This is a genomic window from Burkholderia sp. HI4860 (genome assembly GCF_002223045.2).
GTDB lineage: Bacteria > Pseudomonadota > Gammaproteobacteria > Burkholderiales > Burkholderiaceae > Burkholderia.
Map to the genome: position 1 here is coordinate 203042 of NZ_NKFO02000005.1, position 24689 is coordinate 227730.

The window sequence follows — 24689 nt, forward strand, 5'->3', positions numbered from 1 at the left end:
GATATAAGCGCGAGGAATTTGCGCAATATTCTGCATTTTTTAAGACGAATCAGATGACCTCATTTTCCGATTCACGCGCCCGCATCGCGATCGTCGGCGCGGGAATCGCCGGGCTGGCCTGCGCGCGCGTCCTTACCGATGCGGGCCACCGAGTGACGGTGTACGAGAAAAGCCGTGGCGTCGGCGGGCGAATGAGTACGCGCCGCGCGGACGGCTGGCAAGCCGATCACGGCGCGCAGTATTTCACCGCGCAACATCCGGCCTTCGTCGCCGAAATATCGCGATGGGTCGCCGGCGGCGCAGCCGCCCCGTGGGCCGCGCGCGTCGCATCGATCGGCTCGGCCTGGCCACGGGCACTGCTCGCGCCAGCTCAACGATATGTCGGCATGCCGGGCATGACTGCACCAGCTCGGCACCTGTCGGCCGGAATCGAAACGGTGCTCGAGACGACGATCACGGCGTTGATGCGAGACGAACATGGCTGGCGACTGATCTCGGCCGAGCATGGTGCGCTGGACGCGCATCACGACGTCGTCATCGTGGCGGTGCCGGCGCCGCAGGCCGTCCCGCTCCTGCGGCGCGCCGAGCCGGGTCTCGCGGTGATTGCCCAGCGTACCGGGATGCGCCCGGCCTGGGCCGTGATCGCGCAGTGCGGCCATGTGCCGGACCCGGGATTCGACGCCGCATTCGTCAATTCCGGCCCGCTTGGCTGGATCGCCCACGACACGTCCAAGCCCGGGCGCACCGGTGCGAGCACGTGGGTGCTGCACGCGACTCCGGACTGGAGCCAGGCCCATCTGGAGGCGCCGCCCGAGCAGATAACGCGCACGCTGCTGGACGCCTTTCGAGACATCGTGGGCGCCACCGCCGACACGGCAATCGCCCATCGCTGGCGCTATGCCGAGCCGGCGCCGTCGTCGGTCGCGACGCCCGGCCGCTTTGCGTGGCGGGCAGGCCCGCGCATCGGACTGTGCGGCGACTGGCTGGGCGGCGGCAAGATCGAAGGCGCGTGGCTCAGCGGCACCGGCCTCGGCGGCGCGGTGGCCGACACCCTGATCACGCACTGAACGGCGGCGGCCGACGCGGAACGGCCTGCAGCGAGTCGATATTCCGCACCACGCTGTCCGCCTGCATGCGAATCGCTTCGAGCGCCTCGTCATCAAAGCGCGCGAGCTGCCGATAGACCATCCCAAGCCGGTGGTTGTGCTGCAGCGCGCCGCGGTGCCGGTCGAAAAAGTCCCAATACAGCGCGTTGAACGGGCATGCGCGCGCGCCGGTTCGGGCATGGCGGTCGTACGCGCAACCCTTGCAGTAATTGCTCATCCGATGGATGTACGCGGCGCTGGAAACGTAGGGCTTGGTCGCCATTGCGCCGCCGTCGGCGTATTGACTCATGCCGAGCGTGTTCGGCATCTCGACCCATTCGAACGCATCGATATAGACACCGAGATACCATTCATGCACCTCGTGCGGATCCAGCCCGGCCAGCAGCGCAAAGTTGCCGATCACCATCAGCCGCTGGATATGGTGCGCATGCGCGTCTTCGAGCGACTGCCGCAGCGCATGCGACATGCAGGCCATGCGCGTGCAGCCATCCCAGAACCAATGCGGCAACGGGCGGCGATGACCGAACGCATTGCTGTTTTCATAGCCCGGCATGCGCGCCCAGTACACGCCGCGCACGAACTCGCGCCAGCCCAGTATCTGCCGGATGAACCCTTCGACCGCGGCAAGCGGCGCCGCACCGCTGCGATACGCGTGCTCGGCTCGCGCGACGACCTCGCGCGGATTCAACATTTTCACATTGAGCGCGAACGACAGCATCGAGTGGAACAGGCGCCGCGCGCTCCCGTGCATCGCGTCCTGGAACTGCCCGAAAAACGGTAGCGCATCCCGGATGAAGGCGTCGAGGCAGGCGAGCGCTTCGGCTCGATCGACGGGCCAGCGGAAGTCGCCGGCCGACGGCTCCCCGAAGCTGCGCACGCCCGCCGCAACGATCTGTTGCCACAGCGCGCGATGATCGTGATGCGGACGCCAGTCGGCCGGTTCCGCGGGCGAGCCGGACCACGCCTGGCGGTTCTCGGCATCGTAGTTCCACTGCCCGCCTGCCGGCCGCCCTTCCCCGTCGAGCAAGACACGATGCCGCACGCGCATGCTCCGGTAGAAGCGATCCATGATCCATGATCGGCCGGCTCCGAGCACTTGCGCGACCTCGTCGCGCGTCGTATGGAAATGACCGGTATCGACCGCGCGAACCGGCACGCTCGCCGCTGCCGCATAGGCGCTCAGCTGCTGGTCGACCCGCCATTCGTCCGGCAGCAGATACTCGATGCACGCGGCGCCATGAAGCTCGGCGACACTGTCGAGGTTGGCGGGAATGGCCTGACGATTGAGCGGGTCGTCGATCTCGATGTAGTGCACGCGATGGCCCGCATCGCGCAACAGCGTCGCGAAGCGGCGCATCGCCGCAAAGATGGCAATCAGCTTCTGCGCGTGATGGAGCGTGTAGTCGGTTTCCTGCCGAACTTCCATCAGCACGTAGATCGTTTCGGCCCGGACATCGGAAAACCAATGATGATTCGGGTCCAGCTGATCGCCGAGGACAAGCCTTAAAGTCTTCATGGGACACTTCGCGATTGATGATCGCCGCCTGGGTTGTCGAGACACCTGCATCGCCACTTCGCGGCACCGCTGCGAAGCATTCTAGCCGGCTCGCGCTTCACGAACCATCTTTTCGGACGAAAATCCGCAAGATGAATCACTTTCCTGCTTCGTATTTCCCGCAAACTGCGTACAATCCTGAGACAACGGTACGTCAACTTCAGGAGAGCAACGATGCCCCCTCGCAAGGATCGCGATACGCCCCATCGCTATCGCAGCGGCGAGGCCGCGCGCCTGGCTCGCATGCCGGCAGCCACGCTGAGAATCTGGGAACGGCGCTATGGGGTAGTTGCTCCGCCCAAAACGCCGTCCGGCCAACGGATGTACTCGGACGACGACGTCCAGCGAATTCGTTTGCTGAAGACGCTCGTCAATCAGGGCCACGCGATCGGCTCGATCGCCAGCCTGAGCCACGAGGAACTCGAAGCGCTGTCGTTGACGAATACGCGTGACCCGGCGTTTCACGAGGCAAGCGTGAGCCTCGCGGTCGTCGGTGCGCTGTCGATTCCGGAATCCGCGATAGAGCGAATGGGAATCCGGATCGCCGCGCGAATCGACTCGCTCGACGGCGCGAGCGCGCACGCGGATACGCCAGTCGACGCCCTCATCGCGATGACCACGTCGCTCCACGAGGATGTCGTTTCGCAACTCGCTGCCCTGGCGCAACAGCTCAACGCGCACGCCGTGGCCGTCGTATACGGGTTCGGCACGGCAGAGGCGGTCGAGCTGGCGCGTCTGTCGGGGTTCGAGCTGTTCCGGTCGACGGAAGGCCAGACCAACCCGATCGCCATCATGTCGAAACTGGCACAAGCCGTCGTCAAGTCGCGCCAAGCGAATGACGCGGATCGCGGGCTCTGGCTGCGCACCCGGCGACGCTTCGACGATGCGACGCTCGCGTCGCTCAGCGGCCTGTCCACCACCGTCAAATGCGAGTGTCCGCGGCATCTGTCCGAATTGATCATGCAGCTCGGCGCGTTCGAGCGATACAGCGACGAATGCGTGTCGCGATCGCCGGCCGATGCGCTGCTGCATCGCCACCTTGGCGACGCCGCGAATCGGGCCGCCGAATTGCTCGAGACGGCGCTGGCCGTCATTCTTCGCGAAGAAGGATTGGGGGGAACGACGCCGGAACTGAAGGCGCTGTAGCACGGCAAGCGTCGCCGGCCGTTCCGGCCAGCCCACGACGACAGGCGGCGATGCGCTTTCGCGTGCAATGCGGGGCTTGCCCCGATCACCGAGCCGAAATCGAGGAGCGAGCCACTGCGGCAGGCGATGCCGGCGGCGTGCTCGTGGTGCCGGCATTCGACGCATTCGCGACGCGATCCACGAACGCGGAGAGATCGTCGAGCACGGGCGCCACGCGTCGCAACGGCGCGCCCAGCACACCGACGATCGACGCATGGCTCACGTTCCTGTAACGCATGACCACGACGGTATCGCCCTTGTCTTGCAGCGCGCGCGCGAAGCGGGTCGTGTTGCCGGGCTCGACCACCGTGTCGTTCTCCGCGACGGCCAGCCACATCGGCGGCTCCGTACCCTCGATGAATCGAATGGGCTGGCTCGCGGCGCGCGCTTCCTCCGGGAAGATCCTTTCGAGCGTCGCGTCACGCAGCGGGAGGAAATCGTAAGCGCCGGCCAGGCCGATCACGCCGGCGATATCGCTCTTGCGCATCTCCCGTGCCGCCAGATAGCGGCCGTCGGTCGCCAGCAACGCGGCAATCTGTGCGCCGGCAGAGTGCCCCATCAGAAACAGGCGACGTGGATCGCCGCCGAACGCAACCGCGTGCTCGCGTGCCCACGCCACCGCCTGCGCCGCATCGTCGATGAAACCGGGAAAGGTGGTCGCCGGATACGTCCTGTAGTCGGGTAAGACGGCAACAAAGCCCCGCGACGCGAGCGCCTCGCCCACGAACAGATAGTCGTTGCGTTCGCCGGACTGCCAGCTTCCGCCGTAAAAGAACACGACCACCGGCGCGCCCGCGCTCGCATCGGCCGGCCAGTGACGCAAGACGCGCGTGGGCAAGTAGACGTCCAGCACGTGGCGTTCGCCAGATCCGTACGGGATACCGGCGAACAGGCTGAACGTGTAGCTCGGCGTCAGCGCATTCAGGAGCCGCACCGGGCTACACGCGGCGAGGAGACCGGCCGCGAGCAGCACCGACAGGACGACAAGTCCGGCTTTCATGTTCATGAAGGTTCCCATCCCCGACGATTCCGGCCGCATCCGCCGCCTTGTCTGTCGTTTACGGGGCCTACGCGCAAACGGATGCATGCATCGCACGGCATCCGCCCCCTTAACGACGGCCCGATCTTCCCTGCGCAAGTGCATCCGTCCGCAATGGAGAGCCGTATGTGGAATGGATAAGTGAATCAACGCGGAACGCCGACTATCGCTCCCTGCGTAGCAATCGTGCGGTGGTGGATCCGCTCGTCGACGATAGTGAGAGCCGCCTGCCATGAACGTTCTACCTGCCGCTTTCCCCGCGATGCAACCTCGACCGGGCGGCATGGCGAGCATGCCGTTGCCGATCCCGAACGAACGGTCATGAGAAGCACTCCCAATCAACTGACGTCCAAAACGCAGAATTCTAATGCCGCTCGCCTGTCCGTCTATCTCGCGACGACCCAAACAGGATGGCTGGTGTGCGTGATGACGGCCGCAGCGCATCACGCCGCGTGGGGCGTCACGTATGCGCTGATCGCGACAGCCGGCCATCTTCTCTTCGCGCGTCGACCCACATCCGAAGCGCGGATCGTGATCACGGTCACGGTGTTCGGGTGGTTATGGGACAGCGCCGTTGCCCATTCCGGCCTGCTCGTGTACCCGAACGGCGTTTTTCTCGAAGGGACAGCGCCGTACTGGCTCGCAGGGCTGTGGGCGCTGTTCGCGATTCAACTCAATACCGTGCTGCGCTGGCTTCGAGCGCGACCGCTCATCTCGGCGCTCGTCGGCGCAATCGCGGGCCCGGCGTCCTTTCGCGCCGGTGCGGCGCTGGGCGCCGTTCATTTCAAGGATCCGGCTGCAGCGCTCGTCGTCATCGCAACCGGCTGGGCGTTCATCTTGCCGGCCGCGCTGGCGATTGCAAGCCATTGGGATGGCGTAACGAACCATTCTCCTGCGCCAATCGGCGCAGACGACATGAACGACGCCCGTGCCGGATAGAGGCGGGAGCCCCGCAAGCCGCTTTACCGCCGATCCCGTTCAAATCGCCCACGCACCTTCTCAGGCTACGCACATGACCCGCTCCGAATTGCCGTATGAATCCCGCCCCGTCATCGTTTGGTTTCGGGATGACCAACGACTCGGCGACAATCCCGCACTCTCTCATGCGGTCAGTACCGGCCATCCTGTTGTTTGCGTCTACGTCTACGACCCGGCCCCGAAGCACGGGCGTCCCATGGGGGGCGCGCAACAGTGGTGGCTGCACGAGTCCCTGAGAACACTCGATGACTCGCTTGCCGCTCTCGGCGGCTCGCTGCTCGTGCTTCGCGGTAACGAACACGAAGCCATCAGAAGCCTCGCCGTCGAGACCCAGGCGGTAATGGTTCTCTGGAATCGCCGCTACGCGAAAGCGCAAACGGAAATGGATGCATCGATCAAGCAAGACTTGATCGGGCGCGGTATCGACGTGTCGACATTCAATGGCCATCTTTTGCGGGAACCCTGGACAGTCGTCACGCGCGAAGGCTTGCCGTTCCAGGTATTCACCGCGTACTGGAGAGCCGCCCGCCGCGATAATTTTTTTCCGCCGTGCCCGCTGCCGGCGCCCGCCCGGGTCACGTTCTTTCCCGTCTCCAGAAACGTCAGCGCACACGTCTGCACGCTCCCCGAACTTGCGCTGCAGCCCTCGACGCCGGACTGGGCGGAGGGTCTGCGTGCGACCTGGCGATGCGGCGAGGAAGCGGCCGGGCGTCAACTCGAGGCCTTCATTGAAAACTCGTTTTCCGACTATGCCGGCGCTCGAGATTTTCCGGCCGCTCAGGCGACGAGCCGGCTTTCTCCGTATCTTCGCTTCGGAAATATCTCGCCCCGGCAGGTGTGGTACGCGACGTTATCAGCGGTAGACACCCTGCGAAGCAGGCGAGTTGTGCGCATCGACGATGCCAGGAATGAGTCGTTGAACAAGTTCTTCAGTGAACTCGGATGGAGAGAATTCTCGTATTACCTTCTCTATCACTGCAAACCCCTTCATCAGTTCAATTTTCGGCGTCAGTTCGACGCCATGCCGTGGCGCACCGACGCCAACGCGCTTCGCGCGTGGCAAACGGGGAAAACAGGATACCCGCTGGTCGACGCCGGCATGCGCGAGCTTTGGCGCACGGGCTGGATGCACAACCGCGTGCGCATGGTGACAGCGTCATTTCTCACCAAGCACTTGCTGATCGATTGGCGCGAGGGCGAAGCATGGTTCTGGGATACGCTGGTTGACGCGGACGAGGCAAGCAATCCTGCCGGGTGGCAATGGGTGTCAGGAAGCGGCGCCGACGCAGCCCCGTATTTTCGAATCTTCAATCCTGTTTTGCAGGGGAAGAAGTTCGACCCGAAAGGCGAATACACGCGGCGATGGGTGCCCGAACTATCTGCACTCCCCGCCGAAGCGGTCCACAGCCCATGGGTCGCTTCCACTGAAGCGCTGCAACAAGCATCCATCGCGCTTGGCGCAAATTATCCCTTTCCGATCGTGGATCACCAGGATGCACGTGCGCGCGCCCTCGGTGCGGTAGAGATCCTGAATACACAGAGCCAAATGACGTGACGCTCGATTGCCAGCCGGAATCGAATCACGAATGGCCGATTGAAACGTTCGGGCTCGACCGTGTGACGGGGGCGCCCCGACGACAAGCCGGGGGGCGACGTGATGTGCAAGCGCCCGGCCTGCCTCCGCACATCACGCCTTCTTCCCGGTACAAGCTGAAGTATCAGGGCATCAGCACGGAGTCGACCACGTGAATCACGCCATTGGACTGAATGACATCGCCGATCGTGACGTGCGCGACATTGCCCTTGTCATCGGTCACGGCCAGCCCGTTCGCGCCATGGCTGACGACCAGGGAATCGCCTTCGACCGTCTTCAGCGTCGCCTTGCCGCCACCTTGCTCGACCGCCCTGGCAAGGTCGAATGCCGTGAGTCGTCCGGGTACGACGTGATACGTCAACACCTTGACGAGCACAGCCTTGTTCTCCGGCTTCAATAATGTCTGCACCGTGCCGGCCGGCAACGCGGCGAATGCTTCGTTGGTCGGTGCAAATACCGTGAAGGGCCCCTTGCTCGACAATGTGTCGACCAGCCCACCCGCCTTGACCGCTGCGACCAGCGTCGTGTGGTCATGAGAATTCATCGCGTTTTCGACGATGTTCCTCGACGGGTACATCGCCGCGCCACCCACCTCGACCGTCTGCTCCATCGACATGGATCCTGCCTCGGTGGCCTGCGCGTACATGCACGTTGCGAATGCAAGGGCGAGCGCCACGCCACCCAGTTTTGCTTTGCTGAAGGATTTCATTTTCGTACTCCGTAAAATTGCCGCCGTTGGCTGGAAGCAATCGGAGATACGAATCGAGCCGCGCAGCGGATGCACGGTTGCCCCCTTCATCGCAAACAGATCCGCGATCCAGGAAACGGCAAGCGTGTCGCAAATCCTGCCCGTCTTCACCCTCCCCTGCATCCGCTCTCGCTCCGCCACCGTATCTGCGTATGTCATCCAGCCAAGGTGCTCGGTGTCCCACCTCGGGAAATGGCGTCGCGATGGCATCCAGAGGAGACAACTCATGAAGCTTTTCATCGGTATCGTCGTTGCCGCAGCGGCGCCGTTCGCGCTCAGCGCTTGCGGAGGCGGAGACGACATTGCGCCCGTGGCAGCCCAACATCCGGAGAATCTGGCCATCTGGACCGCGCTCGGCGGTGATTCGGCGGCCCCCGGCGTGGTGGCCGGCGTGGTCAATGCAGCCGTCGCAGGCCTGTTGGCGGACCCGGTCGAAGCGCCCTATTTCGCGGCGGTATCCGGTAATGCGAGCCACAGCAGTGCCGCCCATGACACCCCTGCGCGGCTTGAAGCCTGTCTCACGCTGCAGTTTGAAGCGCTCCTCGGCGGTCCGTACACCTACCCTGGCCCCGTCAAGGTGGCCGGAGACATCGACGCCCAGCCGGAGATGTGTCAGGACATGACGACGGCCCATAACGACGTCGGCGTTCCAGGCTGCGTGTTCGACCAGTTCATGGTGGATCTCGTCGCGACGCTGCAAAGCAAGCTCCCGGCCGCGGACTTTGCCGCACTGACATCGACGACCAATGGAACGTACACGCTCACCGAGAAAAACTCGGCCGGCATCCCGGTCGGCACAAAATTCCAGTTCAGTGCGGTACCCACCCTCTTCAACCTGCGTAATACCATCATCAGCGCCACACCCGGCGGCCCCGTGTATCTTCCCCCGACGGTTGCAACATCATGTACGGGCTGACGGCGTTGCGAAGCACCCACGTGATCGCGTGGGTCGCTGCGGCACTCTCCGTGAGTGTTGCCGGGATCGGCGGGTTGCACACGACGCAAGGGCGACGGCTCCTCACCGAGCTGGGCGTGAAGTGTCCGGTGGATTCCGTCGATTCCCGAACGGTGCTGTCGATTCGCAACAAGGCGATTTTGCAGGAGAAAGGGGTATCGGCGGCCGCCCACCGTCCTGCGTTCGGCCTGCAGCTCGATCGCAGTACGGAGGCGGAAGTGTCGGAAAGAATGTCACGATACAACGCGCAGTGCGTCGAATTGACCCGAGGCTTGCGCTACCTGCGCTGTCGAGGCGTGCCAGCCGAATCGCTCGGCTCGAACGGCCCACCCGTGAGCGAAATATGGTTCAGTTTCGCGCCGGATCATACGTTGATGGCCATCAATGTGTACCGTCGTGACATGTCCGTCGATGAAACGCGACAGAGCTGGCAGATCGCCGTGCGGAATCTGCACGATGTGCTCGGCGCACCCACATCCGTGTCGGGAGATACGACGCTGGAAACGCTGATAGGCAAACCCGTGGCGGTTGCACGGGTGAGCTACGCCTATTCGGATTACGTAGCAACGATCACCGCGTCCCACCTGCCATACGGAGGGCTGGCCGTCCGCGAACAGTACATGTCTACCGCGGTCAGGCAAGCGGGATAAACCGGGCTCGTGAACGGGAGGCTCGATGTCACGCAGGTACAACGAGAAAAGGATCAAGATCTCGCGTGGGGCACCCGCCTCGGGCTGACGACACAAACCAGTCCAGGAATTCCGCCGCGCGACGCTCGGTGCATCCTCGCGCGGCGTTAGAATAGCGCCCCTTCTCACAGGAGACGAAAAATGTCCTGGTTCGTTTACGAAGTGCCCGAATACCACGAAGACGCTGCGCGCATCGAGCCCTTCAGTGACCTGCGTAGCCGAGTGCTGCAAATCAGTGGCCCGGCCATGGCCGACGAACTGGAAAGCGTTCGCGAGAACGCCGCGGCGACGGTCGACAGCCCCGAGCGCCCGCTGCGTACGCCGGAAAATCCGCATGTCTTTCCGATCCCTTACGCCGACTCCATGATCCTGGTCGGGTTCATCTTCGATCTGAAACGCGAATTCCGGCAACTGGTCGTGTCACCCGTGGAAATGCCCTGGTTGAAAGACGCATAAAGGGTGAGCAGGCCCGGTCGGTCCACCGTCGACCACCTCGGTCGCATGGCCGCTGACCGCTGTGTTCCGACTTGCCGCTGCGATCGGCATCCGGGGCGCCGTTATCCCCACCGTATTGCGTTTCATCCAGGGCGTTGGCGTGGGCGGTGAATGGGGCGGCTCGGCCCCGATGTCGATGGAGCGGGCGGCACGGATGCGCATCGCGGTTTCGTTGCGTCGTGGCCGCGGTCCGGCTGGCCGGCGGGCTTGTTTATCGCCAACCTTGCCGCGCCGGCCATGAGCCGGTCTGACATTGAAAAAGCCGCCGGACGGCGAGATCGCCGCTATCGCGCGGCGGCTCGTCCGGCGTCACCGGATTATCGTTCGCTGACCTTCACGCGCGGCAGCCATTCGGCCTCGGCGCCCGGCGTGCCTTTCAGACGAGCAGGCGTCGCATCCTGCGTGTGCGCGTCGAAGCGGCGTGCCGCCTCGGTGTCGAGATGCCGGCCATCGAACGTCGACTGGCGACGAGTAATCATGTTGATGCGAAGGCGTTTTGCCGCCATGGTCGGTATTCCTTGAGAAAAACGGTACTTCGCCGACTGGCGAAATGCCATAGATTTACGCGAGAAAGATGTCGCTGCGATGACGCGGCGCGCGAGGCGAATCCGCCGCCATCGCATGGCTTGCCGCCTGCACCGCAGCGGCCGGTGCCGGGGCCGCCCGCTCCATCGCCTCAAGGTAGCGATGGACGCAAGCCACTCGTGATGGACAAGCAGCAGCGCGTCGAGTTCAGTTTCCACGGCGCTCGCCAAGGTCACGCGTCACCGCTCTGCGCCCCTTCGTCCTTTTGCCGCTCCAGGCGAGGACCGGTGCCGAATGAATCGGCTATGTCGAATACCGAAACCAACCGGCACCGGCCACGCATCGGAGGCCGCCATGCTGGAATAGGACGCCGAGCCAATCGAGCTTTTTGGCGACTCCCGGGGCGCCTGCCGGACTTCAGCCCGGCACAAAAATCCCCGCGGCTGCAATTCCCATTGCAAGTGTTGCAAGCCACCCTCCCCACGCAAGCGGTCCCGCAACGGCGAACTCCCCCATGACCCGCTTGCTCCGCGCCATCAGCATCATGACGACCATGATGGGGACCGCCGTTACCCCGTTGATCACCGCGCTCCAATACAACGCCCGGATCGGATCGAAATGCATGAACGTGATGGCAACGCCACCCACGGTTGCCAGTGCGATGACCGCATAGAATTCCCGCGCGAGCGTCAACTTCAGGGCGAGGCTATTGCGCCAGCGGAATGTGCCGGCGGCCGCGTAGGCGGTCGAGCCGGCGAGCACCGGCAGCGCCAGCAGGCCGGTGCCGACGATCCCGAGCGCGAACAGCATATAAGCGAAGTGACCGGCGATCGGGGCAAGGGCCCGCGCGGCGTCAGCCGACGTCTTGACCTCGATGTGGTGCGTATGCAGCGTCGCCGCCGCGGTGAGCACGATGAAGAAGGCAATGACATTCGATACGCCCATCCCCAGCCAGGTGTCGAAACTGATTCGGCGCAGTTGCGCCGGGGCCTGGTGGGGAACGCGGCGAAGCGGCCCCTCACGCGGCGCGGACTCCAGCTCCTCGACTTCCTGCGAGGCCTGCCAGAAGAACAGATACGGGCTGATGGTCGTGCCGAGGACAGCGACGACCGTCGTGAGGTAGTCCGACGTCAGCGCGATATGCGGCCATACGATCGCACGGCCCACCTCGCTCCACCGGATCGGGACGATCAACGCCACCGCCACATAAGCGAGCAGGATCAGCGCCGTCCACTTGAGCAGGCGTGCGTACCGTTCATAGGGAACGAACACCTGAAGCACGACCGACAGGCCGCCCAGCCCAACCACGTAGAGCTGGTGCGGCCCGGGGAACAGCAAGCCGGCCGCGGCGCCCATCGCCGACAGGTCGGCGGCGATGTTGATGACGTTGGCGATCATCAGCAGCAGGACCGCGCTGTAGAGCATCCACATCGGGTAGTGAGCCCGCATGTTCGACGCCAGCCCCTTGCCGGTCACTCGCCCGATCCGCGCGCTCACCAGCTGGATGGCCGTCATGAGCGGGTAGGTCAGGAGGAGGGTCCACAGCAATTCGAATCCGAACTGCGCGCCGGCTTGCGAATACGTACCAATGCCCGACGGATCGTCGTCGGCCGCGCCGGTGATCAAGCCGGGGCCAAGCCGACGTACCCAGTTCGGGCCGGTGGGCGCACGCACAGTTTTCTCGAATTCGAGCGGTTCAGGGTCGTTCATGATGGCGGCCTCCTGATACGGCCTCAGCAATTCATGTACCCGTCCCGTGCGCTCGCCATCCGATACGCGCTAGGGGTGCGCCGCCCCGTGCCGCCCCGTGCCGCCCCGGCCGATCACTGGATCGGCGACGTCGCACCCAGCTTCTCCGACAGCATCCGCTCATACACGCCGAAGTGCAGATCGACTTCCTTTTGCGTGACGGGCGTGACCGTGATGTTGATCTGGTCAGGCAACAGGCCCAGCACCACCGCGACGGCCGCTTCGAGTTGCGGCGCACAAAACTTGTCCTCCGCCATCGTGGTGCCGACGACGACGTCGTAAGTCTTTTCCTGCCGGCAGACGACCTCGACGAGCCGCGCCCGCGCACTCATGTTGTTGTCGATCGCAAGTCGGACGACCTCCGCCACGGTGCGCATCGACTCGGTCGGAAACCCCCTCGTCGAACGCAGCCGAATACGGTGTCTGCCGAGCGTCACCCAGTCCGTGTCGAATTCCATGGTGTCCTCCGCAACGCAGTACCGATTCGCCGCGATGATAGGGTTCCGCGCGACAATTTCAAGGGCAAAAAATGGCGGTTTCCCCCCTTGAAATTCTCCGCAGACTTCCTATCTTAAGTTTCGCTCAGGCAGACGCGGGTCGCTTCATTCCGCGTGCTGCGTGTTTCGATTTGTTTGCCACGCAGTCCGGCAGGCGAACTGGAGCGCGTAGGCCCGTTCGCCTCCATGCTGCGACAAGCCAGGAGGATAAGATCATGAGCGATCTCTATTTCGGAACCGACCTCTTCAGCGAGTTCGACCGCCTGCAGCAACAGATGGCGCAACGCTTCGGCGGTTTCCCGTCCAGCATTCGCGCGAGCCGTTTCGGCACGTTCCCTCAGATCAATATCGGTGCGACAGACGATTCCATCGAGATCGTCGCGTTCGCGCCCGGCGTCGACCCCGCCGCGCTCGATGTGTCGATCGACAAGGGGCTGCTGACCATTGGCGGCGAACGCAAACCGGCACAACCCGACGCCGGGGGTGAGCGGCGCACCTATGCGCAAGAGCGCTTTGCCGGAACGTTCCGGCGGGTCATCGAGCTGCCCGAGGCCGCCGATCCCGACAAGGTCCAGGCGCACTACGAAAACGGATGTCTATCCATCAGCATTGGCAAGCGCGAATCGTCCCGGCCGCGCGCCATCGCTATCCAGTAAGAGAAGGAGCCGATCATGAACGACACGACCCAATTGGCAGAACGCGACTCGTCTACCGTGGCGCGTCGCGAAACCGGACAGCCCGCGCGCCGGATGACACTCGTGCCGGCCGTCGACGTCTACGAGGACAGTCAAGGCGTCACGCTGTGGGCCGATTTGCCCGGCGTGACGAAGGACAAGCTGGACGTGAAGGTTCACGACAGCAGCCTCCTGATCGAAGCCGAGGCCATGGTGCCGACGCCGGCCAATCTGCGGCTTCAGCATGCCGAGGTTCGGGAGCCGCATTTCGCCCGCACGTTTACGCTGTCGGCGGATCTCGACTCGTCCAGGATCGAGGCGAGCCTTCAGGACGGGGTGCTGAAGCTGACCATCCCGCGCCGCGACGAAGCGCGTCCACGACGCATCGAAATCAAGACCCGCTGACGCGTCATGAGCCACGGCGCAGCGCGCGCCCCTGCGTCGACGCAAAACAGGATCAGCGACGCTTCGCTGCCTGAGTCGACGCAGGCTTAGCGGTGAGGACACGCGATCCCGTGACACGAATCACGGCGCGTGTCCGCACCGGACGGCGACGCCAGGCTCGAAAGCGACTGGAGATCAACCGGAGGACACCATGAATGCCGATCCGAAAAAGTGGAACCCGTTCAAGTTCCTTCGCGGGGCTACCCGCAAGTCCGACGCGGAAGGCCCGGACAGTCCGCCGACAGGCGAGCCGGGGCGTGCGTCGTGGCCCGACATTTCACGACTGTTTTCACGCGAACCATGGCGCGCCATGGAGGAATTCCTTCATGACCCGTTCGCAGGCCACGGCGCGCTCGAACGGTGGTTCGGCGACTTCAGTTCATCGCGCTTCCAGCCGCGCATCGACGTCGTCGATGAAGGCCCGGTGCTGCGCGTGACCGCCGAACTGCCCGGAATGGAGCGCGAGGATCTGAAGGTGAGCGTCGAGGACGGGGCGATCGTGCTGCGCGGAGAGAAAAGGCAGGACGTGCGCAGCGAAGAAAACGGCTGCTACCGGCTGGAGCGCGCCCATGGACGCTTCGTGCGCACGATCCCGATGCCGGACGATGCCGACCCTGAGCACACCTTGGCAAAGTTCGACAACGGTGTCCTCACGTTGACCGTGCCGAAATCGGAGCCGGTCAGGTCCACCAGTCGCACGATCGATATCGGCTGACGTAGCCCAGACCGGGCACCCCGGCGGGATTCCTTTGCGGCGAACCGGCGAGCGAGCGGCGATTGCCTGGCATCCACGCGGCCAAATCAGGATCGGGAGGAGAACTGATGGATGCCAGCGCGCGTCATCCGCCGCGTGCCGGTTGGAACCGGCCAGGCCGATTCAGTCTTCCTCCATCAGATAGCGAATCACGAGTGCCGGATCGGCGATATCGAGGATCAGTCGGCGAAGAATCCGTCGGCGCATGTGGTCCGCGTCGAGGCTCCAGGGCGCCCCCTTCTCGTTGAGATAACGGGTGATGGCGTCCCGGTGATCGGCGTTTGCCGGCAAGTCGAGCCGAACGGCCAGCAGTCCTGCCACGACGTCGTCCAGCTCGATGTCGAGCGGTTTCGAGTCAATGCAAAGTTCGAGTTTCATGTCGATCATCGGCAAAAAAGGGCGCCGCATGAAGTGAGGCAGCCTGCGGCGCCAAACGACTCGCACCGGCCGCGACTGTTGGCCGGTGCGTACACGACCCGCTGCCGGAGGTCAGTGCTCGAACTCGGGTGCGACCGACTGCGCCGGTTTCGGATCCTTCGGCGCTTCGGCCACCGTCGCGTCCGTCGTCAGGATGAGCCCGGCAATCGATGCGGCGTTCTGCAATGCCGTGCGCGTGACCTTGGTCGGATCGACCACGCCTGCCTCGACAAGATCGCCATATTCACCGGTGGCCGCGTTGTAGCCGAAGTTGCCCTTGCCTTCCAGCACTTTCGCCACGACGACCGACGGTTCATCCCCGGCATTCGCGGCGATCACGCGCAGCGGCGCTTCGAGCGCGCGCAGCACGATTTGAATGCCCGCGTCCTGATCGACGTTGGCGCCTTTCAGGCTCGTCGCCGTGGAACGCGCGCGCAGGAGCGCCACGCCGCCACCCGGCACGATGCCCTCCTCGACCGCCGCGCGCGTGGCATGCAGCGCATCGTCGACGCGATCCTTTTTCTCCTTCATTTCGACTTCGGTGGCTGCCCCGACCTTGATGACGGCCACCCCGCCGGCCAGCTTCGCCACGCGTTCCTGAAGCTTCTCGCGATCGTAGTCGCTCGTGGCTTCCTCGATCTGCGCACGGATGGACTTCACGCGCGCCTCGATGTGCTGCGCGTCGCCCGCGCCGTCGATGATGATCGTGTCGTCCTTGCGCACCTCGACGCGCTTCGCGCCGCCGAGATCATCGAGCGTGGCCTTTTGCAGTTGCTTGCCGGTTTCTTCCGAGATGACGGTGGCGCCGGTGAGGATGGCGATGTCTTCGAGCATGGCCTTGCGCCGGTCACCGAAGCCGGGCGCCTTGACGGCCACGACCTTGAGGATGCCCCGCATCGCGTTGACCACGAGCGTGGCCAGCGCTTCGCCATCGACGTCTTCGGCCACGATCAGCAGCGGCTTGCCTGCCTTGGAGGCCGCCTCGAGGATCGGCAGCAGATCCCGGACGTTCGAGATCTTCTTGTCGTGCAACAGGATCAGCGCGTCGTCCAGATACGCCGCCTGCTTTTCCGGATCGTTGATGAAGTACGGGCTGACGTAGCCGCGATCGAACTGCATCCCTTCGACGACATCCAGCTCGTTCTCGAGGGACTTGCCATCCTCGACCGTGATGACCCCTTCCTTGCCGACCTTCTCCATGGCGTCCGCGATGATCTTGCCGATCGCCTCGTCGGAGTTGGCCGAGATCGCACCCACCTGCGCGATTGCCCGGTTCGTGGAAATCGGCTTGGACAGTTTGCGCAGTTCATCCAGCACGGCGGCCACGGCCTTGTCGATGCCACGCTTGAGGTCCATCGGATTCATGCCGGCGGCCACGTGCTTCATGCCTTCCTGCACGATCGCCTGCGCAAGCACGGTGGCCGTGGTGGTGCCGTCGCCGGCCACGTCGGCGGTCTTCGATGCGACCTGCTTGACGATCTGCGCGCCCATGTTTTCGAAGCGGTCCTTCAGCTCGATTTCCTTCGCGACGGACACGCCGTCCTTCGTGATGGTGGGCGCGCCGAAGCTGCGCTCGATCACCACGTTGCGACCTTTCGGCCCGAGCGTGACCTTCACGGCATCGGCCAGCACGTTCACGCCGTCGACGATGCGAGCGCGGGCGCTGTCGTGGAATTTGACGTCTTTTGCACTCATCTTGTTGCTCTGGATAGAAGTCGTTGATTCGATGTGTCGCGAACACCCGGTGGGGGTCGCGATCTGCCCGGGATCTCAGGCGGCCTTGCGGGACGCGCCGGTATCGGCTTCGAGGACGCCCATGACGTCTTCCTCGCGCATGACGAGGAGTTCCTCGCCATCGACCTTGACGGTCTGGCCCGCGTATTTGCCGAAGAGAACCTGGTCACCGGCCTTCAACTGGAGCGCGCGAAGCGTTCCATCCTGCAGCAGCCGGCCACTGCCGACCGCGACGACTTCACCCTGCTCGGGCTTTTCCGCGGCCGAATCGGGAATCACGATGCCCGAGGCCGTCGTCCGCTGCGTTTCGATTCGCTTGACGATAACCCGGTCGTAGAGGGGACGAATCTGCATTCTCATCTCCTGAGCGATTAAAGGTTCGAAAAAGGAATCCGCCTGCCGGGCATGCGACGCAAGCGTCGCTACCGGGCAGCCGTGCCACTGTCTGGCGGAAAGCGAAATAGAGGTGCTCCCCGCTCACTTCAAGGGGGGCGAAATCGGCTCTTTGTAACAAATTGTTTCATCACAACGCGAGGGTGCGTTGAGCCATGCCGAGGCGATAAACCGTGCACCCGTGTCCATGCCGGCGCGGGGCTCAAGGCTCACCGGACGGGGAGGCTGGCGTCCGCCGCCGGCCTCAAGCGCGTGGTCCGGCCGCAGACCTCGTATTCGACGAGTGATTGCGGACGTACGGTCCTGATCTGCGGCGCAACCCGTCTAACCCGCGCCATCCTCGAATTCGCGTACTTCGGCGTCAGTCGATGCGAACCTGCACGCCGTCTTCATCGAACACGGTGATCGCACCGGTATCCGCACGCGTCACTTCATAGTGATACACGTTGCTGCCCTCACCCTGTTCGACCTCGTATGCCCGGATTTGCTCGTCCGGCAATGTTCCGAGCCGCGCGAAGCGGCAGGTGAAGATGTCCGGCACGACGCTGCCTGGGCGGATCGCAACGATCCGGCCGATCGAATCCTCGATCGAATCGTACTCGGCCGGCAGACGCCATTGCCCTGAAGCATCGAGCACTCCCCAGTGTTCGTCTTCGCAGGCGGCCCAACACTCGCTGCCGGAGTGTTGCAGCACGGTCAACGCCGCATAACGGCACGGGATGACCTGGACCCCGTTGCGATCCACCACCCCGAACTTGCCGTCGTGCCGCACCCGCGCATATTCCCCGCGCCAGAACGCCCAGACGTGCTCGTACTGCACCGGCGTAATCTCTTTCCCTTGGCTATCGATATGCCCATAACGGTCGCCTTGCCGGACGACGGCAACTTCCATCCATGAATCGAAACCGATCTCGTCGTAGTGCGGCGGCACCAGCACCTCGCCCGTGATCGCCATGATGCCCATTTTTTCGTCCTGCTCGAACACTTCGATCTGCTCGTAGTAGATCGACGTCAACGGTTCCCACCCGTAGTCGTAGTGATCCTGGTTGATCAGTTCGCGAAAGCTGGCGACCTCTTCTGCGGCCAGGCCTTCGCATTGGTCGAGCATGGCGGGATCGTCGGCCTCGATCGCGTGCTCGATCCTCGCGTTGTCGCGCTCGATGCGCGCCAGCAGCGCTTGGGCCTGTTCAACGTGCGGCTTCACGGACAGGTTGAACACATCCCATCCGTTCAGGTGAAAGTAGCGGTGGACCGCGCGATTCCCGAGGAACGCCAATATCTTGCGCTTCGCTTCCCGGAATGCGTCGAGATCCTCGATCAGGCGGTCGGCGTGACGTTCCAGGAACGCGTACAACCGGGCCATCCGTGCCTTGCCGCCTTCCGCTTCGGCATAAATTCCGTCATCGTCGCCGGTATCGTTGCAACGATTGCGCGCAAGGAATGGCGCAGCCGCGAGCAGCGGACTCAACACCGTCGGGAAGTCATAGTTCCACTCCACCATGTTCAGGCATGGCGTGTCGGCCGGACCGATGTCCTGGAGGTTGAACATGTACATACGATGCGCCATCGGAGTTCCTTGTCATGAGTGATGCGTTGGCATTCAGCGGCCCGGGTGCTCATGATAGCGGCTCGCCGGTCCACTGATCGAACCGGCCGGCCGGTTCTAAAAAGACAGCATGCCGTCCCCTTCGCGATGTCATTCAACGAAAACCGAACACATCCTTGTCTTGGATATCGACGGCACGCTGACGGATTCGGTCGCGATGCATCAGTCTGCATTCCTGGCTGCGCTGCTCGCGTTGAACCTGCCTGCCGTCGACACTGACTGGGGTTCGCCTGCCCGCCGCGGGTGCCCGGCAACCGCAGAGGCGGTGAAGTGAACGCAAGTGGACACGGTGGCCGATCACCGGCGAGGTGTACGCGGAACGGCGCTCGCACGCCGCTCCGCCATCCCGTGCGAACGATGTGCGAACGATGACGGCAGGTTTGCAAAGGCGCGCTTGCGTCAACCAGGGAGTCGAAGATGAACGAAGATGATGCGCTGTTTCAGAAGGGATTGCCGATTCGCCGGGAAGTGCTTGGCGCGGAATATGTCGATGCGTCGATGGAAAAGGCCGACGCGTTCATGATGTCTTTCCAGCGCGCGACGACCGCATGGGCCTGGGGCGACGACACGCTCGATCGCAAGACACGCAGCCTGCTCAATCTCGCGATGTTGACGGCCGCCGGTCACACCAACGAACTCAAGCTGCACGTCAAGGGTGCGCTCAACACCGGCGTGAGCGTGGATGAAATCAGGGCGACACTCCTGCACGCGACCGCCTACTCGGGCATCCCGCACGGCCTGAGCGCATTCAAGGCCGCACACGAAGTGCTGGTGGCCGAAGGCGCGTTGAAGTGAACGCCGACGGCTGAAAGACGCAGCGGCGCCAGTGCCGACGACACGGCGTCCGTTCCGCGCTGACGCCCGCCGATCCATATCGTGTATTCGCCAGTCCGGCCGCCCCACCGCCGCTCACGCCTGCCTGGCCGTGGCCTGCGCCGCCAGCGCGGCCCGCTCGATCCAGCGGATGGCCGGCGCATCCTGCTCGCCCGGCGCGGGCTTGCCGATCAGGAAGCCCTGCACCTCGCGGCAGCCGGCATCGGTGATGCACGCCAGCTGCTCCTCCGTCTCGACGCCTTCCGCGACGGTCGTCACGCCGAGGCGCTTGCCGAGATCGGCCACCGTGCGCACGACCGCCGCGCAGTCCGGGCGCGTGACGGCATCGCGCACGAAGCTGCCGTCGATCTTGATCTTGTCGAACGGGAACGCGCGCAGATGCGCGAGCGACGAGAAGCCGGTGCCGAAGTCGTCGAGGGCGACGCGCACGCCCATCGAACGCAGTGCGCGCAGGTCCGCGATGGCCTTGCCCTCGTCGTGCAGCAGCGCGGTTTCCGTCACCTCGATTTCCAGCCGGTCGGGCGCGAGGCCCGCGCCGGCCAGCGCCGCCGCGAAGATCGGCGCGATCGTGCCGTGGCCGAGCTGCCCCGCCGACACGTTGACGGCAACGCGCGCACCGTCGGGCCAGCGCGCCGCCTCCCGGCACGCTTGCTCGAGCACGAAGCGGCCGAGCCGGTCGATCAGGCCGCCGCGCTCGGCCACCGGAATGAAGCAGCCCGGCGAAATCCAGCCGGTGCGCGGATGATGCCAGCGCAGCAGCGCCTCGCGCGCCGTGATCCGGCGGGTGAGGACATCGACGATCGGCTGGTAGAACACGTACAGCCCCTGGTTCTCGTCCAGCGCGACGCGCAGCTTCGATTCGAGCGCGACCCGCTCCTGCGCGCTCGTTTCCATGTCCGGCGAGAACATCCGGTAGGTGCCCTTCCCGGCTTTCTTGGCCGCATAGAGCGCCATGTCCGCGCGGGACAGCAGCGCGCCGGCGTCGTTGCCGTGATGCGGCGCCAGCACGCAGCCGATCGATGCACCGATGCGGAACGGCCGGTCGGGCGACGGCGCATAGGGGGCGACGAGCGTGTCGACGAGCCGCGCGGCCGCGCCCATCGCGCGATCCGCGTCGGTGTCGCGCAGCAGCACCGCGAATTCGTCGCCGCCGATGCGCCCCAGCATCATCCCCGGCTCGGGGCACTGCCCGCGCAGGCGCTCCGCGACCTGGCGCAGCACCGCGTCGCCCGCCGAATGCCCGCACGCGTCGTTGATCAGCTTGAAACCGTCGAGGTCGATGAAGAGCAGCGCGAGCACCTTGTCCGAGCGGCGCAGGCTCGCGTCGAATTCGGCCAGGAAGGTCGCGCGGTTCGGCAGGCCGGTGAGCGAATCGTGATGCGCGAGCTGGTGGATGCGCGCCTCCGCCTCGGCCTGCTGCGTGACGATCGACCACGACAGCATCGGGCCGATGTAGCGCCCCTGGGCGTCGCGCACGGCCGAGACCTGGATGTCGAGCACTTCCGGCCCGAGCGGAATGCGGGCGCGATGCGGCAGGTTCGCCGGATCGGCGAGCAGGCGGCGCTGGTGCTGCGGGTGCGGATGGAAGAAGTCGATCGACGCGCCGAGCGCGTCGTCCGCGCGGATCGGCAGCAGGTGCTCGATCGAGCGCAGCAGGTTGCGCGACGTCGCGTTCAGGTAGTTGATGCGGAACGTCTCCGGGTCGGCCGTCATCACGGCCACCGGCATGTCGTCGATCATCCGCATCAGCCGCGTCTGCGCCTGCTCGCGCAGACGCGATTCGTCCTGCGCGTCGACGGTGCGCAGGACGCTCCGGTAGTTGACGGAGATGACGGCGATCAGCGACGCCGACACGAAGGCCATGTTGACCGCGGTGGCGACGAGCGTCGGCTGGCCGGTCGAGATGAAGAACACGATGAACGCGACGTTGACGATCAAGGCCACGCTCAGCGCGGCCGTCCGCAGGTACATCAGGCTGAAGACGCACCCGATCATCGTGATCGCCATGTAGAACGCCACCTGGGCCTTTTGCCACGCATCGCCGTACGGGAACAGCAGCAGCGCCCAGGTGGTGAACGTCACCGCGACGGGGATCACCAGCCAGTTCGTAACCGTGAGCGCGCGCATCACGGTGTCCGGCGTCGGCGCCAGCAGCCGGGTGCGGTACCAGTGCAGCAGCCGCGCGAGCGCGGCGAGCGTCATCGCGGCCGGCATCGCGACCGACAGCCACCACGGCGTGCTGCCCAGGTGCGTGACGGCGAGGCTCCAGGTGCTCGAGATGAGGATCAGGTACGACACCGGGATCTGGCCGGCGAATACCCGGTATTGCGCCGCGAGCAGGTCCGGGTTCCGGTCCGGCGCCGCGAGGCTTGCCAGTCTTGCCATCCGTGCGTAGAGGATTTTCATGTGAGCCTGCCGGCGGCAACCCGGGAGCGGGCGGCCGTCTCCGGCGTCGAGGGTTACCCGCGCTGGTCCGGGTCGAAATCGGCCGCGACGGCCGATTCGGACGCAGGAACCGCCGTGCGGACGCGGTCGCCGCCGGTCAGCGCAATCTGCCCGCTGCCGACGATCTCGTTGAGGGGGGCGGGCCTGCCGAGCAGGAAGCCCTGTGCTTCGTCACAGCCTTCGTCGGCCAGCAGCGCCAGCTGGTCGTGCGTCTCGATGCCTTCGGCCAGGATCGGAATGCCCAGGCTCTTGCCGAGCGCGAGCACGGCGCGGATGATCGCGCGATCCTGCGGTTTCGCTTCCGCGTCCGCGACGAACGACTGGTCGAGCTTGATGCGGTCGAACGGGAACGAGCGCAGCGTGTCGAGCGACGAATAGCCGGTGCCGAAATCGTCGAGCGCGATGCTCACGCCCAGTGCCTTGATCTGCCGCAGCGTGTCCAGCGCGCGCTCGCGGCTGGCGAAGATCGTCGATTCGGTCAGCTCCAGCTGCAGGCGCGACGCCGGCAGGCGGGTGGCTTCGAGCACGTCCGCCACGAGCGCCGTCAGGTCCGCGTGCATGAACTGCACGGCCGATACGTTCACCGCGACCGCATAGGGCGGCTCCCACGTGGCCGCCCGCGCGCAGGCCTCGCGCAGCACCCAGGCGCCGATGTCCAGGATCACGCCGTTTTCCTCGGCGAGCGGAATGAACTCGGCGGGCGGGATCGTGCCGAGCGTCGCGTGCTGCCAGCGCAGCAGCGCCTCGTAGCCGCGGATCTCGCCGGTCGCGAGCGACGTCTGCACCTGGTAGTGGATACTCAGCTGGTTGTCGGCCACCGCGCGGCGCAGGTCGGCCGCGAGGCTGCGGCGCGCGCGGACGATCAGGTCCATCGCCGGCTCGTAGAAGCAGATCGATTGCCCGATGCCGCCCTTCGCGCGGTACATCGCGAGGTCCGCGTTGTTGATCAGGATGGCCTTGGTGGCAGCGTCGTCCGGGTAGATGGCGACGCCGAAGCTCGCGCCCGGCACGACCTCGTAGTCGTCCAGCCTGACCGGCTTGTAGAGCGCCGGCTCGAGCCGTTCGAGCAGATCCATCAGGCGCGTGTCGTCGTCCATCCGGCAGAGCGCCGCGAATTCGTCGCCGCCGATGCGGGCGACGAATTCGCCTTCGCGCAGCAGGTTCGCCATGCGGCGCGCCAGGATGCGCAGCACCTCGTCGCCGGCGTGGTGGCCGCGCAGGTCGTTGATTTCCTTGAAGCGGTTCAGGTCGATGCCGATCAGCGCGAGCTTCGTGCGTTGTTCCTGCGCAAGCGCGATCTCGAGGTCGAGCCGCTCGTTGAAGCTGGCCCGGTTGGGCAGGCCGGTCAGCATGTCGCTCAGCGCCAGCCGGCGCAGGTGTTCGAGCGATTCGGCCCGCACGTTGCTGTCGATCACGTAGCTCACGAGCCCCGTGCAGACGATCACGAGCGACGTGCCCGCGACCGCCAGCGCGAGCGGACGCATCTCGCTCATGTCGGTCCAGTTGCCGTCGAGCGTCAGCGGCGTGATGCGCAGCGCGGACATCCCGGTGAAATGCAGCGCGAGGATCGCGAGCGACAGCACGCCGGCCATCTGGTTGACAGCGTGCGGCGACGGCCGCATCGCGAGGTGCAGCGCGAGCGCGGCGAGCGTCATCGCCAGGACCACCGACGCGATCAGGTAGCCGACGTCCCACGACACGATCCCCTCGACCCGCCACGCGAGCATGCCGGTGTAGTGCATCAGCACGATCGCGACGCCGACGATCGCGCCGCCGAGCGCGGGCGCGACCTTGACGATGCGACAGGTCGTCAGCGCGAAGCCGAGCGTGCTGCCCACGACCGCGATGAGCAGCGACACGAGCGTGAGCGGCAGGTTGAAGTGGACGGGCGCGCCGGCGTCGAAGCCGAGCATCGCGATGAAGTGCGTGCACCAGATCGCCACGCCGGCCGAAATGGCCGTCAGCACCTGCCAGCCGATCCGCTGCGTGCCGGAGGTGTTCACCGTGCGCTGGAACAGGCGCGCGGTGACCCACGAGCCGCCTGCGCACAGCAGTGCGGCAAGCAACACCAGCCAGTGGTTGTGCCGATGAACGATGCACCCGAAAACTGTCACCAAAACCTTTCTTCCCCTATCCGTCGCATGGGCCGATGCCATGCCCGATCGACGCGGCGGCGGCAAGCCGCCTCGATCGGGCGCGCCTTCACGATATCGGCATGCGATGAATAAACTGAACGCCGCGCGGCCGGGCGCAAACGATTGCACGGCAGATAT

24 protein-coding genes and 1 pseudogene are annotated in these 24689 nt (G+C 64.9%); 13 read left to right on the top strand and 12 right to left on the bottom strand.

Annotation, left to right across the window (positions count from 1 at the left end):
* Positions 1-53: 53 nt before the first annotated feature.
* A complete protein-coding gene (locus CFB34_RS35030; RefSeq protein WP_089444266.1) occupies positions 54-1067 on the top strand; it encodes an FAD-dependent oxidoreductase in 1014 nt (337 codons plus the stop codon).
* On the opposite strand, the gene CFB34_RS35035 is transcribed toward CFB34_RS35030, so the two are convergent.
* Positions 1057-2622: a cryptochrome/photolyase family protein gene (locus tag CFB34_RS35035; protein WP_089444267.1), complete on the bottom strand. Its 1566-nt coding sequence runs from the start codon at positions 2620-2622 to the stop codon at positions 1057-1059. The two genes, CFB34_RS35030 and CFB34_RS35035, sit on opposite strands and share 11 nt — an antisense overlap.
* 213 nt (positions 2623-2835) lie before the next feature.
* On the opposite strand from CFB34_RS35035, the gene CFB34_RS35040 reads away from it, so the two are divergent.
* Positions 2836-3807, top strand: a complete 972-nt coding sequence (locus CFB34_RS35040) for a MerR family transcriptional regulator (protein ID WP_089444268.1) — start codon at positions 2836-2838, stop codon at positions 3805-3807.
* An 85-nt stretch (positions 3808-3892) separates the two neighbouring features.
* Here CFB34_RS35040 and CFB34_RS35045 read toward each other — a convergent pair whose 3' ends face one another.
* Entirely contained in the window at positions 3893-4852 is a 960-nt protein-coding gene (locus CFB34_RS35045; RefSeq protein ID WP_089444551.1) for an alpha/beta hydrolase, read from the bottom strand.
* Positions 4853-5206: 354 nt separating this feature from the next.
* Between CFB34_RS35045 and CFB34_RS35050 the strand changes: the two genes are divergently transcribed.
* Positions 5207-5824, top strand: a complete 618-nt coding sequence (locus tag CFB34_RS35050) for a DUF2878 domain-containing protein (RefSeq protein ID WP_089444269.1) — start codon at positions 5207-5209, stop codon at positions 5822-5824.
* A 73-nt stretch (positions 5825-5897) separates the two neighbouring features.
* Positions 5898-7418: a deoxyribodipyrimidine photo-lyase gene (locus CFB34_RS35055; RefSeq protein WP_089444270.1), complete on the top strand. Its 1521-nt coding sequence runs from the start codon at positions 5898-5900 to the stop codon at positions 7416-7418.
* A gap of 163 nt (positions 7419-7581) precedes the next feature.
* Here CFB34_RS35055 and CFB34_RS35060 read toward each other — a convergent pair whose 3' ends face one another.
* Positions 7582-8103: a fasciclin domain-containing protein gene (locus tag CFB34_RS35060; RefSeq protein WP_242808803.1), complete on the bottom strand. Its 522-nt coding sequence runs from the start codon at positions 8101-8103 to the stop codon at positions 7582-7584.
* A 328-nt stretch (positions 8104-8431) separates the two neighbouring features.
* On the opposite strand from CFB34_RS35060, the gene CFB34_RS35065 reads away from it, so the two are divergent.
* From CFB34_RS35065 to CFB34_RS35080, 4 genes and pseudogenes are all read left to right on the top strand, one after another.
* A complete protein-coding gene (locus tag CFB34_RS35065; protein WP_089459408.1) occupies positions 8432-9121 on the top strand; it encodes a hypothetical protein in 690 nt (229 codons plus the stop codon).
* The gene (locus CFB34_RS35070; RefSeq protein ID WP_089444273.1) at positions 9109-9810 is read left to right on the top strand and encodes a hypothetical protein; all 702 of its coding nucleotides are present in this window, start codon (positions 9109-9111) and stop codon (positions 9808-9810) included. The genes CFB34_RS35065 and CFB34_RS35070 overlap by 13 nt, the downstream gene beginning before the upstream one ends.
* A gap of 180 nt (positions 9811-9990) precedes the next feature.
* Positions 9991-10305, top strand: coding sequence for a hypothetical protein (locus CFB34_RS35075; RefSeq protein ID WP_046546935.1), 315 nt, complete (start codon positions 9991-9993; stop codon positions 10303-10305).
* Between the two features lie 76 nt (positions 10306-10381).
* A pseudogene (locus tag CFB34_RS35080) lies at positions 10382-10587 on the top strand (MFS transporter); the annotation flags it as partial.
* A 74-nt stretch (positions 10588-10661) separates the two neighbouring features.
* Here CFB34_RS35080 and CFB34_RS35085 read toward each other — a convergent pair.
* From CFB34_RS35085 to CFB34_RS35095, 3 genes are all read right to left on the bottom strand, one after another.
* The gene (locus tag CFB34_RS35085) at positions 10662-11087 is read right to left on the bottom strand and encodes a hypothetical protein (protein WP_242808815.1); all 426 of its coding nucleotides are present in this window, start codon (positions 11085-11087) and stop codon (positions 10662-10664) included.
* 199 nt (positions 11088-11286) lie between these two features.
* The gene (locus tag CFB34_RS35090; RefSeq protein ID WP_089444275.1) at positions 11287-12579 is read right to left on the bottom strand and encodes a divalent metal cation transporter; all 1293 of its coding nucleotides are present in this window, start codon (positions 12577-12579) and stop codon (positions 11287-11289) included.
* A gap of 113 nt (positions 12580-12692) precedes the next feature.
* Positions 12693-13076 (bottom strand): hypothetical protein, encoded by a 384-nt coding sequence (locus tag CFB34_RS35095; protein ID WP_089444276.1) that lies wholly within the window; start codon positions 13074-13076, stop codon positions 12693-12695.
* Between the two features lie 254 nt (positions 13077-13330).
* Here CFB34_RS35095 and CFB34_RS35100 point away from each other — a divergent pair, with 254 nt between their 5' ends.
* From CFB34_RS35100 to CFB34_RS35110, 3 genes are all read left to right on the top strand, one after another.
* Complete coding sequence (locus CFB34_RS35100; RefSeq protein WP_089444277.1) at positions 13331-13771, top strand: Hsp20/alpha crystallin family protein; 441 nt, start codon at positions 13331-13333, stop codon at positions 13769-13771.
* Positions 13772-13786: 15 nt separating this feature from the next.
* Positions 13787-14194 (top strand): Hsp20/alpha crystallin family protein, encoded by a 408-nt coding sequence (locus CFB34_RS35105; protein ID WP_089444278.1) that lies wholly within the window; start codon positions 13787-13789, stop codon positions 14192-14194.
* 190 nt (positions 14195-14384) lie between these two features.
* Positions 14385-14948: an Hsp20/alpha crystallin family protein gene (locus CFB34_RS35110; RefSeq protein ID WP_089444279.1), complete on the top strand. Its 564-nt coding sequence runs from the start codon at positions 14385-14387 to the stop codon at positions 14946-14948.
* A gap of 162 nt (positions 14949-15110) precedes the next feature.
* On the opposite strand, the gene CFB34_RS35115 is transcribed toward CFB34_RS35110, so the two are convergent.
* The 4 genes from CFB34_RS35115 to CFB34_RS35130 form a co-directional block, all read right to left on the bottom strand.
* Positions 15111-15365 (bottom strand): hypothetical protein, encoded by a 255-nt coding sequence (locus tag CFB34_RS35115; RefSeq protein WP_089430122.1) that lies wholly within the window; start codon positions 15363-15365, stop codon positions 15111-15113.
* A gap of 111 nt (positions 15366-15476) precedes the next feature.
* Positions 15477-17099, bottom strand: coding sequence for a chaperonin GroEL (gene groL / locus CFB34_RS35120; RefSeq protein ID WP_089444280.1), 1623 nt, complete (start codon positions 17097-17099; stop codon positions 15477-15479).
* Positions 17100-17174: 75 nt separating this feature from the next.
* Positions 17175-17492 (bottom strand): co-chaperone GroES, encoded by a 318-nt coding sequence (locus tag CFB34_RS35125; RefSeq protein ID WP_089444281.1) that lies wholly within the window; start codon positions 17490-17492, stop codon positions 17175-17177.
* Between the two features lie 400 nt (positions 17493-17892).
* Entirely contained in the window at positions 17893-19098 is a 1206-nt protein-coding gene (locus CFB34_RS35130; protein WP_089444282.1) for a WG repeat-containing protein, read from the bottom strand.
* A 160-nt stretch (positions 19099-19258) separates the two neighbouring features.
* Here CFB34_RS35130 and CFB34_RS35135 point away from each other — a divergent pair, with 160 nt between their 5' ends.
* Together CFB34_RS35135 and CFB34_RS35140 are read left to right on the top strand one after the other, a co-directional pair.
* Positions 19259-19411 (top strand): hypothetical protein, encoded by a 153-nt coding sequence (locus CFB34_RS35135; protein WP_179243786.1) that lies wholly within the window; start codon positions 19259-19261, stop codon positions 19409-19411.
* A gap of 143 nt (positions 19412-19554) precedes the next feature.
* Positions 19555-19932 (top strand): carboxymuconolactone decarboxylase family protein, encoded by a 378-nt coding sequence (locus CFB34_RS35140; RefSeq protein ID WP_089444283.1) that lies wholly within the window; start codon positions 19555-19557, stop codon positions 19930-19932.
* A 114-nt stretch (positions 19933-20046) separates the two neighbouring features.
* On the opposite strand, the gene CFB34_RS35145 is transcribed toward CFB34_RS35140, so the two are convergent.
* The gene (locus CFB34_RS35145; protein WP_089444284.1) at positions 20047-22377 is read right to left on the bottom strand and encodes an EAL domain-containing protein; all 2331 of its coding nucleotides are present in this window, start codon (positions 22375-22377) and stop codon (positions 20047-20049) included.
* A gap of 53 nt (positions 22378-22430) precedes the next feature.
* Positions 22431-24530 (bottom strand): EAL domain-containing protein, encoded by a 2100-nt coding sequence (locus CFB34_RS35150; RefSeq protein WP_242808755.1) that lies wholly within the window; start codon positions 24528-24530, stop codon positions 22431-22433.
* Between the last annotated feature and the right edge of the window lie 159 nt (positions 24531-24689).